This window comes from Variovorax beijingensis (assembly GCF_007828835.1).
In the GTDB taxonomy this organism is placed as follows: Bacteria; Pseudomonadota; Gammaproteobacteria; order Burkholderiales; family Burkholderiaceae_C; genus Variovorax; species Variovorax beijingensis_A.
In genome coordinates this window covers 15,351-28,334 of record NZ_VIVL01000017.1, presented here as the reverse complement: position 1 = coordinate 28,334, position 12,984 = coordinate 15,351, and the positions used below count along the sequence as shown (strand labels likewise).

The following is a 12,984-nucleotide window of genomic DNA, read 5'->3' as shown; positions in this document are numbered from 1 at the left end:
ACCGACCGGCCGTCATGGACTCATCCGCCCCCGTTTCCTCCTCTGCATCGACACCGGCCAGCCCCGGTGCGCGCAAGACCATTCCCATCGTTCCGGTCGAGAGTGACTCGGTGGGCCTGTACGAGGCCTCGAAGAAGATCTATCCGCGCACCGTGCGCGGCATGTTCGCGCGCTGGCGCTGGGCGATGGTCTTCCTGACCCAGCTGGTGTTCTACGGCCTGCCGTGGGCCGAGTGGGGCGAGCGGCAGCTGGTGCTGTTCGACCTGGCTGCACGCCGCTTCTACATCTTCGGGCTGGTGCTGTATCCGCAGGACCTGATCTACCTTTCGGGACTGCTGGTGGTCAGCGCGCTGGCGCTCTTCCTCTTCACCGCGGTGGCCGGGCGGCTGTGGTGCGGTTATGCCTGCCCGCAGACCGTCTACACCGAGATCTTCATGTGGGTGGAGCACAGGATCGAAGGCAACCGCACGGCGCGTATGCGGCTGGACGCCGAATCGATGTCGCTCGAGAAGCTGGTGAAGAAATGGTTCAAGCACCTGGTGTGGATCGGCATCGCGCTGTGGACCGGCTTCACCTTCGTGGGCTACTTCACGCCGATCCGCGACCTGGGGCTGGCCTTCCTGCAGACCCGCATGGGTTCGTGGGAAGTGTTCTGGGTCTTCTTCTACGGCTTTGCGACCTATGGCAATGCCGGTTTCATGCGCGAGCAGGTCTGCAAGTACATGTGCCCCTATGCACGCTTCCAGAGCGCCATGTTCGACCGCGACACGCTCATCGTCACCTACGATCCGGAGCGCGGCGAGCCGCGTGCGCCCCGGCGCAAAGGCGTCGACCCGCGCAGCATGGCGCTCGGCGACTGCATCGACTGCGGGCTCTGCGTGCAGGTGTGCCCGACGGGCATCGACATCCGCAAGGGGCTGCAGTACGAGTGCATCGGCTGCGGCCTGTGCGTGGACGCCTGCGACACCGTGATGCAGAAGATGGCCTATGCGCCGCGGCTGATCCGTTACGACACGCAGAACGGCATGGAGGCCGGATGGACGCGCGGCCAGCTGCTGCGCCGCGTGCTGCGCCCGCGCGTGCTGGTCTACACCGCGATCCTGGCGCTGCTGGTCATCGGGCTGCTCGCGAGCCTCGTCACGCGCATGCCGCTGAAGGTGGACGTGGTGCGCGACCGCGCATCGCTGGCCCGCATCGTCGAGGACGGCCGGCTCGAGAACGTCTACCGGCTGCAGATCATGAACGCCACCGAGGAGGCGCGCGATTACCGCATTGCCGCCCACGGCCTCGAGGGCCTGACCGTCTCGCCGGGCGAACCGGTCACGATCGGTGCGGCGCAGTCGCGCTGGGTCGCGGTGCGGCTGCAGGTGCCCTACGGCGCGGTGCCCGCGGGTTCGCACACGGTGCATTTCGACATCCGGGACGAGCGCAGCGGTGTCCAGGTGTCGGAAAAAGCGGCCTTTCTTGTGCCGCGCTGAAGGAGCCGAGACGATGAACGCAACAACAACAAGCCCGCCGCCGGCCCCACGCGACGCGTGGTGGCGGCATCCGCTGCTCTGGATGGTGATCGCCGGCCCCGCGCTGGTGGTGGTCGCGAGCTTCGTGACCCTCTGGTACGCCTGGGACAGCCCCGACCCGCTGGTGTCCGAGGACTACTACCGCCGCGGCGTCGAGATCAACAAGACCCTGGCGGACAAGGCATTGATGCCCGCGGTCAACGGCCGCAACCACGCGGCGACGCCGGCCGAGGCCGTGCCGGGACCGCGCCGCGGGGCCGCGCCATGAGCGGGCCGCGCCAGCTGATCGGCATCCTGTGGCCCGCGTTCCTGCTGGCCTGCGCCATCGAAATCCTGGTCTTCGCGATGGTCGATCCTTCCGACCTGCACTGGGGCGGCGAGGCGCTGCGGATGTCGCGCCAGGGCGTCTACACCGTGGCCTTCTTCGTTTTTTGGGGCATGGCGGCGGCTTCGAGCGCGTTCACGGCGCTGCTGGCCATGCCGCCGTCCCGCGAACCCGCCGAGCCCGCGCAATGACACAGCCCTGCACCGCCTTCATCGAGGCGCCCCTTGCCGCCCCCTTGTCCGCCGCCGTGCTGCGGCAGTTCGACGTCGCCGGCCCGCGCTACACCTCGTATCCCACGGCCGACCGGTTCATCGAGGCCTTTGGCGCGGACGAGTACGCGGCGGCGCTGCGCGAGCGGCGCGATGCGGGCACTTCGGCGCCGCCGCTGTCGCTCTATGTGCACATTCCGTTCTGCGAATCGCTGTGCTACTACTGCGCATGCAACAAGGTGGTGACGCGGCACCGCGAGCGGGCCACCCAGTACCTGGCCTACCTGGCGCGCGAGACCCGGCTGCAGGCCGCGCAGCTCGGCCGCCGCGCCGCCGTGAGCCAGCTGCACCTGGGCGGCGGCACGCCCACCTTCCTGAGCGACGCGCAGCTCGGTGAACTCCTGGCCATGCTGCGCGAATCCTTCGACTTCATAGCGGGCGGCGAATGGTCCATCGAGATCGATCCGCGCACCGTCGATGCCGCACGGCTCGCCAGCCTGGCGGCGCTGGGCTTCAACCGGCTGAGCTTCGGCGTGCAGGACTTCGACCCCGAGGTGCAGAAGGCCGTGCACCGCATCCAGCCCGCGCACCAGGTGTTCGGCTTGATGGCCGATGCGCGCGCGCTGGGCTTCAAGTCGATCAACGCCGACCTGATCTACGGGCTGCCGCGCCAGAACGACGCCTCCTTCGAGCGCACGATGGCCCAGGTCTGCGAGCTTCGGCCCGACCGCATCGCGCTCTATGCCTATGCGCACCTGCCCGAGCGCTTCAAGCCGCAGCGGCGCATTGCCGCGGAGGAGCTGCCCGACGCCGCGGCGCGGGTGCGGATGCTCTCCAGCGCCATTGCCACGCTCAGCGATGCCGGCTACGTCTACATCGGCATGGACCACTTCGCGCTGCCGGACGATCCGCTGGCGGTGGCCAAGCGGCAGGGGCGGCTGCAACGCGACTTCCAGGGCTACAGCACGCAGCCGGAGGGCGACCTGGTGGCACTCGGTGTTTCCGCCATCGGCCGCATCGGGGCCACCTACAACCAGAACGCCAAGACGCTGGACACCTACTACGACCTGCTCGACGACGCCATCGGCGAGGCGCACCGCATCGACTTCCGGCACTACTTCGCGGCCGAGTTCGCGGCGCTCGGGCCGCTCGCGGCCCAGGGGCTGGTGCGGGTCAGCGATCATGACATCGAGGTCACGGCGCAGGGCTGGTTCGTGGTGCGCGCCATTGCCATGGTGTTCGACCGCTATTGCCGCGAGAACCGCACGCGCTTTTCGCGCGTGGTCTGAGCATGCAGACCGCATGGGCCGGCGCCGCCTTGCTGATGGGCCTGGCAGGCGGCCCGCACTGCGTGGCCATGTGCGGCGCGGCTTCGGCGGCGGTGATCCGCATCGTGCCGGCAGCGGCCACGGCGGGCGGCCATGCAGGCACCGCCTTCGCGGCGCCGGCGGCCTTCCACCTGGGCCGCATCGCGAGCTACGCCGCCGCGGGCGCCATCGCCGCCGCGAGTGTGGACAGCCTGGCCCAGGCCAGCGCGCAGGTCGCAGCGCTCAGGCCGCTGTGGATGCTGCTGCATGTGTTCGTGTTCGCGTGGGGCGCCATGCTGGCCGTCGCGGGCCGGCAGCCGGTTTGGGCGCAGCGCATCGGCCGCACGCTCGAAGCGCGCCTTCGGCCGTGGGCCGGGGGCACGCCGACGGGCCTTCTGGCAGCGGGCGCACTCTGGGTGGCCATGCCTTGCGGGCTGCTCTACTCGGCGCTGCTGCTGGCCAGCCTGGGCAACAGTCCGCTGCAGGGCGGCCTGTCGATGGTGCTGTTTGCCATCGGCAGCGGCATCTCGCTGGTGCTGGCGCCGTGGCTCTGGCAGCGGCTGCGCTGGGGCGGCACCGACCGGCTCCAGGCCTGGGGCGCGCGACTTGCCGGTGTGCTGCTGGCGGCCGTGGCACTGCAGGCGCTCTGGTCGGACCTCGGCCACCGGATCGCCGACTGGTGCCGCTGAACGGCGCGCGCCGCTTCAGCCCGCCCAGCGCCAGTCTTCGATCTCCGGCATGTCCTTGCCGTGCACGCTCACGTAGGCGCGGTGCTCCAGCAGCTTGTCGCGCAGATGCTGCTGCACATGGCCCGCGCTGTTGCGAAAGCGTTCGACGCGCGCAATGGCGTCGGCCGCCAGGTGGAAGCGGTCGAGCTGGTTGAGCACGGTCATGTCGAAGGGCGTGGTGGTGGTGCCTTCCTCGCAATAGCCGTGGACATGGAAGCTGTCGTGGTTGGTGCGCTTGTAGGTGAGCCGGTGGACCAGCGAGGGATAGCCGTGGAACGCGAAGATCACCGGCCGGTCGGTGGTGAAGACGGCGTCGAACTCCGCGTCGGGCAGCCCGTGCGGATGCGCATCGGGCGATTGCAGCGCCATCAGGTCGACCACGTTCACCACGCGCACCTTCAGTTCGGGCAGCATCCTGCGCAGCAGGTCGACCGCGGCCAGCGTCTCGAGCGTGGGCACGTCGCCGGCGCAGGCCATCACCACGTCCGGCGCGGCGTCTTCGTCGTTGCTGGCCCAGGTCCAGATGCCCAGGCCCACGGTGCAATGGCGCACCGCGGATTCGATGTCCAGCCACTGCGGGCCCGGCTGCTTGCCCGCGACGATCACGTTCACGTAGTTGCGGCTGCGCAGGCAATGGTCGACCACCGACAGCAGCGTGTTGGCGTCGGGCGGCAGGTACACGCGCACCACCTCGGCCTTCTTGTTCACCACGTGGTCGAGAAAGCCCGGGTCCTGGTGGCTGAAGCCGTTGTGGTCCTGCCGCCAGACATGGCTGGTGAGCAGGTAGTTGAGCGAGGCGATCGGGCGCCGCCAGCCGATGCCGCGCGCCACCTTGAGCCACTTGGCGTGCTGGTTGAACATCGAATCGACGATGTGGATGAAGGCCTCGTAGCACGAGAAGAAGCCATGGCGTCCGGTGAGCAGGTAGCCTTCGAGCCAGCCCTGGCAAAGGTGCTCGCTGAGCACCTCCATCACGCGGCCTTCGGGCGACACATGGTCGTCGCCGGCGAGGATCTCGGCGGTGGAATTCCGCGCCGTGACCTCGAACAGCGCGTCCAGGCGGTTCGACGTGGTTTCGTCCGGCCCCATGACGCGGAAGTTGCGCGCCGCCTCGTTGCGGCGCATCACATCGCGCAGGAACCGGCCGGCGATGCGCGTGGCCTCCGCATCCGCGGCGCCCGGCGCCGTGACCGTGACGGCGTGCTCGCGGAAGGGCGGCATGGCCAGGTCGCGGAGCAGCAGGCCGCCGTTGGCATGCGGATTGGCGCTCATGCGCCTCGTTCCCTTGGGCGCGAGCGCCGCGATCTCGGGACGCAGCGCGCCGGCCGCATCGAAAAGTTCTTCGGGCCGATAGCTGCGCATCCAGTCTTCGAGCAGGCCCACATGCTCCGGCTTGGCGGAAAAGCCGGTGAGCGGCACCTGGTGCGCGCGGAAGGTGCCCTCGACCGGCACGCCGTCCACCTGCCGCGGCCCGGTCCAGCCCTTGGGCGAGCGCAGCACGATCATCGGCCAGCGCGGCCGCTCGCGGAAGCCGCTCTTGCGGGCGCTGGCCTGGATGGCGTGGATATCGTCGAGCGCCTTGTCGAGCGCGGCCGCCATCAGCCGGTGCATCTGCGCGGGCTCGTGCCCGGCAACGAAATACGGCTCGTGTCCGTAGCCCCGCAGCAGCTGCGCCAGCTCTTCGTCCGGAATGCGCGCGAGCACCGTGGGGCCGGCGATCTTGTAGCCGTTCAAATGCAGGATCGGCAGCACGGCGCCGTCGCTCTCGGGGTTCAGGAACTTGTTGGAATGCCAGCTTGCGGCCAGCGCGCCGGTTTCGGCCTCGCCGTCGCCGATCACGCAGCAGGCGAGCAGGGCGGGGTTGTCGAACACCGCGCCATAGGCGTGCAGCAGCGAATAGCCGAGCTCGCCGCCTTCATGGATCGAACCCGGCGTTTCCGGTGCCACATGGCTCGGAATGCCGCCCGGAAACGAGAACTGCGTGAAGAGCCGCTTCATGCCGTCGGCATCCCGGCCGATGGCGGGGTAGACCTCGCTGTAGGTGCCCTCGAGATAGGTATTGGCGACCACGCCCGGGCCGCCGTGGCCGGGACCCGCAATGAAGATGGCGTCGAGTTCGCGCGCCGCGATGGCGCGGTTCATGTGCGCGTAGATGAAGTTCAGGCCCGGCGTCGTGCCCCAGTGGCCGAGCAGCCGCGGCTTGATGTGCGAAAGGCTCAGCTTCTCGCGCAGCAGCGGGTTGTCCATCAGGTAGATCTGGCCCACGGACAGGTAGTTGGCCGCGCGCCACCAGGCGTCCAGCAGTGCGAAGTCGTCGTGTTCAGCCATTGTTTGCGCATTCCGCGGTGGTCAGCTGGTTGATGATCCGCTTGACGCCTTCGGCGCGGCGCACGGCGCGCTCGACGGCGCTCTTCAGATCCTCGCTGGCCAGTCGGCCCTGCAGGGTGACCACGCCGTCGGCCACGCGCACGTCGACGTCGCAACTGCACACCGCCGGGTCCCAGTTCAGCTGGGCGAAGACCTCGTGCCTGAGTTGAATATCGGGGTTCATTTCAAACCTTTCGAGGAAGAGGGGGCTTCTTGCTGCGACGTCCGCAGCGTGATTCGCAACGCGCTCCTTGCCGACACTATCGGCGCGCACAGTTTGCACCTTGCCTGCGCGCTGCAATTCCAATGTTTTCCGCAGGTCTTTTGCGCGAAGCGGGAGCGGGCCCCGACGGTCGCGTTCTTTCACATCTCTTACGCCGGCACCGAACGCTTCGATTCTTTGGCCGCGCGGCCGCGGCCGGCTTGCGCCAGATCAAGGCCCGGGCATCGGGCGCTTTGCAGAATGCCGCGGTTGTCCAAGAGGTGCAAATGCAGCAGTCCGTACTCTTCTCCGGCGTCTTCGATCTTCCATGGTGGGGCGCCGTGCTCGTGGCGCTCGCGCTGACCCACGTCACCATCGCCTCGGTCACCATCTTCCTGCACCGCCACCAGGCGCATCGCGCGCTCGAGCTGCATCCCGCGACGAGCCATTTCTTCCGCTTCTGGCTCTGGCTGACCACGGGCATGGTGACGAAGGAATGGGCCGCCGTGCACCGCAAGCACCACGCCAGGTGCGACACCCCCGAAGACCCGCACAGCCCGCAGGTGCTGGGCATCAACCGGGTGCTGTGGGGCGGTGTCTTCCTCTACATCCGCGAGAGCGACAAGCCGGAAACCATTGCGCGCTACGGCCACGGCACGCCGGACGACTGGATCGAGCGCAGGCTGTATTCGCGCCACAAGATTCTCGGCATCGTGCTGATGGGCATCGTGGACATGGTGCTCTTCGGGGTGGTGCCGGGTGGGTTGATTCTTCTCGCGCAGATCGCGTGGATCCCGTTCTGGGCCGCCGGCGTGGTCAACGGCATCGGCCACTATTGGGGCTATCGCAACTGGCCAGCGCCCGACGCGAGCACGAACATCTCGCCGATCGGCATCCTGATCGGCGGGGAGGAGCTTCACAACAACCATCACGCTTTTCCCACTTCGGCCAGGCTGTCGTGCAAGTGGTACGAATTCGATGTGGGCTGGCTGTACATCCGCGCGCTGCAGGCGCTCGGCCTTGCCACCGTGAAGCACGTGGCGCCGACGCCGCGGCTCGCGGCGCCCAAGCCGGCCGTCGACCTGGAAACCGTGCAGGCGGTCATCCGGTGCCACTACGACGTGCTCTCGAGCTATGCGCGTTCCCTGAAGCAGGCCTATGCCGAAGAGTTCGGCCGGCTGCGCCGCCTGTCGCCGCGCGAGGCTCATTCGCTGCGGGCCGTGAGGCACTGGCTGGCCAAGGACGAGCGCATGCTCGATGAATCGCGGCGCATGCGGCTTGCGCTGGCTTTGCGCGGATCGCGCGCGCTCGATACGATGTACTCGATGCGCAGGGAGCTGACGGCGTTGTGGAGCCGTTCCGCCGCAACGGGCGAACAGCTTGTCGGGCAATTGCAGGACTGGTGCCAGCGCGCGGAGGCCAGCGGCATCGCGCCCCTGGCCGAATTCTCGAAGCGCCTGCGTTCCTACGCCTGACCTGGCCCGACCCGCACGATTTCGTTTCCCGACAACACAGGAGAACAGCATGGACAGCAAGCTTTCCGCGACTCCGGCATCGGCATGGACCGATGCCTATTTTCGCTCCCTGCTCGACTGGCAGGCGGCCTGCGGCGCAAGCGTGCTGCAGGCGCAGCAGATCCAGTGGGGAATGCTGGCCGCCTGGCAGCAGTCGGCCAAGGCCGTTCAGCAGGAGCTGCTGGACCAGTGGACCAGCCGTTTCGGCGGCGGCGTGCCGCTTGACGGGTAGGCCGCACAGCGCGGCCGGCCGGGTTACTGGCTCGCCAAAGCGCCGCTCGGCATCGTGAAGCGCGCCGCTTCCGCCTTGGCGTGCGATTCGGGCGCGCGCACCAGCAGCACCGGAACGCTCGCGCTGCGCAGGATCTGCTCCGCGCTGCTGCCCATCACCATGCGGCCGAGGCCGCGCCGGCCGTGCGTCCCGAGCACGATCAGGTCGGCGGGCCATGAAGCCGCCTCGGCCGTAACCCGGTCCGGAACGGCCCCCCTGAAGTTGTCGCACAGCACCGAGTCGGCCTCGACGCCTTCGGCGGCGGCCCTTGCCTTGCCTTCCTCGAGCAGCTTGGTGGCGGCTGCGCGCAGCTCGTTGAGCCAGTCGCCCGTCCGGCCCGAGTAGGCGTCCATCGCCAGGGCAAAGGAGAGCTCGTCGATGACGTGGATCAGGCGCAGACGCCCCGCGGTGACCTTGGCCAGGCGAATCGCTTCGCCCAGGCCGTGGCTGGATGTCGAACTTCCATCGACAGGAACAAGAATTCGCTGGTACATGGTGTCCTCGCTTTGCTTTGAGGTGGGTATGCGGCCAGTGTCCGGGCCGGTGCGAGGCGCGGCTTGATGCGGATCAAGCGAAAGCGTCGTCGCAGGCGAAAGGCATCGAACGGCATGCACGGCATTTGATCTGCAGCAACCCTGTGCGGGCCCGGACCCGCGATCCTCGGGTACGCACAGGAGCCATTCCATGACCCACGCCACCGTTCGCATCATTCGCCAGGAGCATGCGGCGCTCGCCGCCATGCTGCGCTCCATCATCATGCTGCTCGAACAGCACCGCCGCAAGGGAACCCCGCCCGACTTCGCGGCCTTGCGCGCCATGCTGTTCTATGTGGACGAATTCCCGGAAAAGCGGCACCACCGCAAGGAGAGCGAGCTGCTGTTCCCCAAGCTGCGCGCCCGCACGCCGATCTCGCGCGAACTGATGGACCGGCTCGACAACGACCATGCCTGGGGCGAGCGGAAGATCCGCAACGTGGAGCACGCGATGCTGGCCTTCGAGATGCTGGGCGACTCGCGGCGGGCGGCCTTCGAAAGCGCGATGGAGCAATACGTCGACTTCTACCTCAACCACATGGCGATCGAGGAGCGCGAGATCCTTCCGCTCGCCGAGAAGGTGCTGACCCCCGAGGACTGGCGCGAACTCGACGAGGCGTTCGGCCGCAACCGCGATCCGCTCACCGGCTACCGGCCGGAGCGGGAGTACGAGTCGCTTTTCACCCGCATCGTGAACATCGTGCCGGCGCCGATCGGGCTGGGCCCCGCGGCCTAGGGCGCGGAGTCCGCGCCGGCGGGCGGTGTGCCGGGCTTCGGCGGTGGCGACCAGGCGGGCCGTTCGGAGCGGCCGCTGTCGACCACGATGAGATAGCGCCCAGCGCCTTCGACCGGCGCCTGGTCCGGCGGCAGCACCCACGGTGCGCTGCCCTCGGCCTTGGCCCTGAGGTAGTCGGCATCGAGCACGCCCAGGCGGTCGAGGAAGCGGTTCAGGCTGGCCGGAATGCGGATGCAGCCCTTCGACTGCACGCTGCCCAGCCGCGGTTCGAGCCGGTCGGGATCGGTGGCATGCATCTGCAGCCGCATCGTGCTCGTGCCGCCCCGGCCCCACAGGCGCCGTGCCTGCTGCCAGCCGAAATCGAACACGCGCATTCCCTTTTCGCCATAGCCGCGAATGCCGAATTCGTTGCGCGAGCCCTCCGCGCGGAAATCGTGGTTTGCCACCGAGTGCTCGAACACGCCGAGCGGCGTCTCGAAGTATTCGAATCCGCCGGGGCGCCCGGTCGATACCGGCGCTGCACCGACCAGCACCGGCGCAGCACCGGCCGGCAGCCAGAAGACGAAGATGGCCTGGACCGAGGCGCTGCGGTCCACCAGCAGCGCGTACTGGGACGGCTCCTCGGCAATGCCTGCGCGCTGGAGTTCATCGCGCGCGAGATGGCCGTAACGCTGCGCTTCTTCCGGCGGCGGCTCGAGGCGGCGATCGACCTGTTCCGTGAAAGCCTGGCGCAGCCGCGCCGGATCGGCCCAGCAGGTGGCGAGCGCGACTGCAAGCGCCGCAAAGACGAGCGCCCGGGCGATGCGGCGCAGCCTGGCGCCCGTGCTCTTTTGTGCTCCCGCTTCTTTCATACCTGCCAGGGCAGGCGAGCTGCGCCGGCCCTGGCAGGTTGGTACCCCGGAGGCCTGCGCGAGTTCCCGGGGTGTGCGGCCCCGGGGCGGTCTGTTCAGGGCGTCAGGAACGTGACGGTCTGCGCGGTCAGCACGCCATCCACCACCGCGTTGCCGACCACCGTGACGCGGCGGCCGTTGGCCAGGTCGGCGGCGCTGCCGTTTTTGAAATCGTCATTTGTGAGGCCACTCGCATCCACGCGCTGCCCCTTCACCACGAAACTCGAAGGCGACTGGTAGTCGCCGATGGCGCCGATCAGCGTGAAGGCGACCGGCCCGCCCGTGCCGGGGATATAGCGGATGCGCAGCTTCTTCACCACCAGCACGCCGTTGGTCATGAAGCCGTCGAGTTCCACCTTGACGCCGTCGCCGATCGAACTCACCGGGCCGCCCGTGACGATGGCATTGGACGCATCGACGGCCGTGCCCAGCACCTTGAAGGCATTGAGCCCGCCGTAGTTTGTGATGACACCCGCCAGTTGCACCGCGGCGGCGTTCTGCGTTGGCACCGCATACCAGCCCTGCACCTTGGTTGCAGTGAAGACGTCTGCAACCGATGCAGCGCTGCCGCGCACGCGGACGATGGCGCCATCGGCCAGCGTGGAGAGGTCGATGCCGCCCGAGAACGCGGCGCTGCCGTACCGGACCGTGAGCAGGCCCAGCGTGAAGCGCTGTCCGATCCGGTCCAGGTTCTGCACGACACCGGTCACCAGCGGCTCGGGCGACGTCGGCTTCAGTTCGACGCGCGTGGCACGCAAGGTGCCCGGCGCCGAGGGCAGGCCCCAGACCTGCACCACGCTGCCGATCGCGACCTCGGCCAGGCTGTTCGCGCCGCTCCAGATGGTGGCGTTGTCGATGGTGACCGTGGTGCCCATCACGGCGAAGCTGCCGGCCCCGGCATCGATGGCCGACACGGCACCGCGCAGCTCGGCAGCCGAATCGACCTGTTGCGCCGTGGCTGCGGTGAATTCGCTGTCGATCTTGCCGGCAATGCGCACGCTCATGCCGATCTGCAGGAGTTCAGCGGGATTGGCACTGGCGCTCGTGGCGTCCTCGACGCTGAAGGCCGCGGCGTCCGTGTTGTAGCGCACGCCATTCAGGATGATGCTGCCCAGCCCGCCGACGGAGCCGATGCCGGTGGCGTCGGCGGTGCTCACGCCCGTGCCGCCCGAGCCCACGCCAGAACCGTCGTCGCTGCCGTTGCCTGCGGTGCTCGTGCCGTCGGAGCCGCCTGCGCTACCCGTGCCGCCCGTACTGCCGGAGCCATCGTTTCCACCGCCTCCCGTGCCCGCGCCATCGCTTCCAGAGCCCGTCGCGCCGCTACCGGCGATGCCGCCCAGGCTGCCTGCCGAACCGCCACCGCCACTGCCGCCGCCCCCGCACGAGAGCAGCAAGGCCATGGCCCCGGCAAAGAGGATGCCGCGCATCCATCGGTAGTGGTTCTTCATCGTGTTCCTTTGTCCCGCTGGGCGGGGACGGGAGGCGCGCCCGGCGCCGCCTCGTCTTCATAGTAGGTATAGATCCCGACGCGCATGCGCCCCGTGGCGCCTTCGGGCGCCCGGTCGACCGCGCGGTTCATCTCGCCCGCCAGTTCCAGGTGCAGGGCCGCCCAGCGGTCGCGCACCACCTGGTGGATATTTTCGCAATCCTGCAGGCCGAGGCCGCGCGCATATACGGAGCGTTCGAGCATGCGGGGCTCTTCGCCCAGCGTGTTGGACACCGCCGCCAGCAGGTGGTCGCGGCCGTTGTCGCCAAGGAATGCCAGCATCGACTGCAGGTCGTCCACCGGCACGAAGCCGTTGGCCTTGAGTTCGGCGTAGCCGTCCTGTTCGGCCACCATGTTCAGGCGCACCAACTCGTCGAGGATGGTCCGATGGTGCACGTTGCCGCGGCTGCCGAGCCTGGCCACGGTTTCGAAGGAGGGCGCATCGTCGCCCTCGGAGGTGATCGGCAAGCGCTGGAAGGACTGGTTCTCCGACACCATCTGCAGCCACAGCGTGAAGGTCTTGGCAGCGGCGGAGATCTCGGTGTGGGGCAGGGCGTCCACGGTGTCGCGGACCTTGGCCGTCACGGCCTTGCGGTTGAGCCCGGTGGTGACCGACAGCTGGCTGATGTTGGGCTTTGCCACCCCCTGCTGGCGCCAGGAGCGCTTGGCCTCCTCGAGCAGCAGGTCGCGCAGCAGGACTTCCAGGTGCGGGTGCTTGACCCCCATCGCCAGGGCGAGCCTGACCACCGGCCGCAGGATGCGGGCGCAGGCGGCCAGTGCCCAGTCGAGCTGGTGTTCCATGAAAAATGAAGCGTTTCTTCTGATGCGATTGCGGTGCGGCGGCAGGGACTGAAGGGCCCCGGGGCCGTCGATCAGTGCACTATTGTCCGCGTCGCCGA

General features: G+C 68.5%; 14 protein-coding genes. 8 read left to right on the top strand and 6 right to left on the bottom strand.

Translation table 11 applies throughout. The features are described from left to right. Positions 1-14 precede the first annotated feature (14 nt). From ccoG to FB547_RS30390, 5 genes are read left to right on the top strand one after another with little or no spacing between them, the layout of a single operon-like run. Positions 15-1,478, top strand: a complete 1,464-nt coding sequence (ccoG, locus tag FB547_RS30410) for a cytochrome c oxidase accessory protein CcoG (protein ID WP_145747345.1) — start codon at positions 15-17, stop codon at positions 1,476-1,478. A 13-nt stretch (positions 1,479-1,491) separates the two neighbouring features. After that, the gene (locus FB547_RS30405; RefSeq protein ID WP_145747344.1) at positions 1,492-1,785 is read left to right on the top strand and encodes a FixH family protein; all 294 of its coding nucleotides are present in this window, start codon (positions 1,492-1,494) and stop codon (positions 1,783-1,785) included. Beyond that, the gene (locus tag FB547_RS30400; RefSeq protein ID WP_145747343.1) at positions 1,782-2,033 is read left to right on the top strand and encodes a hypothetical protein; all 252 of its coding nucleotides are present in this window, start codon (positions 1,782-1,784) and stop codon (positions 2,031-2,033) included. The genes FB547_RS30405 and FB547_RS30400 overlap by 4 nt, the downstream gene beginning before the upstream one ends. Beyond that, positions 2,030-3,340: an oxygen-independent coproporphyrinogen III oxidase gene (gene hemN, locus FB547_RS30395; RefSeq protein WP_145747342.1), complete on the top strand. Its 1,311-nt coding sequence runs from the start codon at positions 2,030-2,032 to the stop codon at positions 3,338-3,340. The genes FB547_RS30400 and hemN overlap by 4 nt, the downstream gene beginning before the upstream one ends. Positions 3,341-3,342: 2 nt before the next feature. Next, positions 3,343-4,047 carry a sulfite exporter TauE/SafE family protein gene (locus FB547_RS30390; protein WP_145747341.1) on the top strand — a complete coding sequence of 235 codons (705 nt, stop codon included), beginning with the start codon at positions 3,343-3,345 and terminating at the stop codon, positions 4,045-4,047. 15 nt (positions 4,048-4,062) lie between these two features. On the opposite strand, the gene FB547_RS30385 is transcribed toward FB547_RS30390, so the two are convergent. Both FB547_RS30385 and FB547_RS33725 read right to left on the bottom strand, forming a co-directional pair. Next, positions 4,063-6,414, bottom strand: coding sequence for a phosphoketolase (locus FB547_RS30385; RefSeq protein ID WP_145747340.1), 2,352 nt, complete (start codon positions 6,412-6,414; stop codon positions 4,063-4,065). Further along, a complete protein-coding gene (locus FB547_RS33725) occupies positions 6,407-6,820 on the bottom strand; it encodes a BON domain-containing protein (protein WP_261380456.1) in 414 nt (137 codons plus the stop codon). The genes FB547_RS30385 and FB547_RS33725 overlap by 8 nt, the downstream gene beginning before the upstream one ends. Before the next feature lie 122 nt (positions 6,821-6,942). Here FB547_RS33725 and FB547_RS30375 point away from each other — a divergent pair, with 122 nt between their 5' ends. Beyond that, positions 6,943-8,130, top strand: a complete 1,188-nt coding sequence (locus tag FB547_RS30375; protein ID WP_145747339.1) for a fatty acid desaturase — start codon at positions 6,943-6,945, stop codon at positions 8,128-8,130. A 49-nt stretch (positions 8,131-8,179) separates the two neighbouring features. After that, positions 8,180-8,401 carry a hypothetical protein gene (locus tag FB547_RS30370; protein ID WP_145747338.1) on the top strand — a complete coding sequence of 74 codons (222 nt, stop codon included), beginning with the start codon at positions 8,180-8,182 and terminating at the stop codon, positions 8,399-8,401. A 23-nt stretch (positions 8,402-8,424) separates the two neighbouring features. Here FB547_RS30370 and FB547_RS30365 read toward each other — a convergent pair whose 3' ends face one another. Next, complete coding sequence (locus tag FB547_RS30365; protein WP_145747337.1) at positions 8,425-8,934, bottom strand: universal stress protein; 510 nt, start codon at positions 8,932-8,934, stop codon at positions 8,425-8,427. 190 nt (positions 8,935-9,124) lie between these two features. Between FB547_RS30365 and FB547_RS30360 the strand changes: the two genes are divergently transcribed. Beyond that, positions 9,125-9,709: a hemerythrin domain-containing protein gene (locus FB547_RS30360; RefSeq protein ID WP_145747336.1), complete on the top strand. Its 585-nt coding sequence runs from the start codon at positions 9,125-9,127 to the stop codon at positions 9,707-9,709. On the opposite strand, the gene FB547_RS30355 is transcribed toward FB547_RS30360, so the two are convergent. The 3 genes from FB547_RS30355 to FB547_RS30345 form a co-directional block, all read right to left on the bottom strand. Continuing rightward, positions 9,706-10,560, bottom strand: a complete 855-nt coding sequence (locus FB547_RS30355; RefSeq protein ID WP_145747335.1) for a L,D-transpeptidase family protein — start codon at positions 10,558-10,560, stop codon at positions 9,706-9,708. The genes FB547_RS30360 and FB547_RS30355 overlap by 4 nt on opposite strands. 95 nt (positions 10,561-10,655) lie before the next feature. Further along, entirely contained in the window at positions 10,656-12,047 is a 1,392-nt protein-coding gene (locus FB547_RS30350; RefSeq protein WP_145747334.1) for a DUF5666 domain-containing protein, read from the bottom strand. Then, positions 12,044-12,886 (bottom strand): DUF6502 family protein, encoded by an 843-nt coding sequence (locus tag FB547_RS30345; protein WP_145747333.1) that lies wholly within the window; start codon positions 12,884-12,886, stop codon positions 12,044-12,046. The genes FB547_RS30350 and FB547_RS30345 overlap by 4 nt, the downstream gene beginning before the upstream one ends. Between the last annotated feature and the right edge of the window lie 98 nt (positions 12,887-12,984).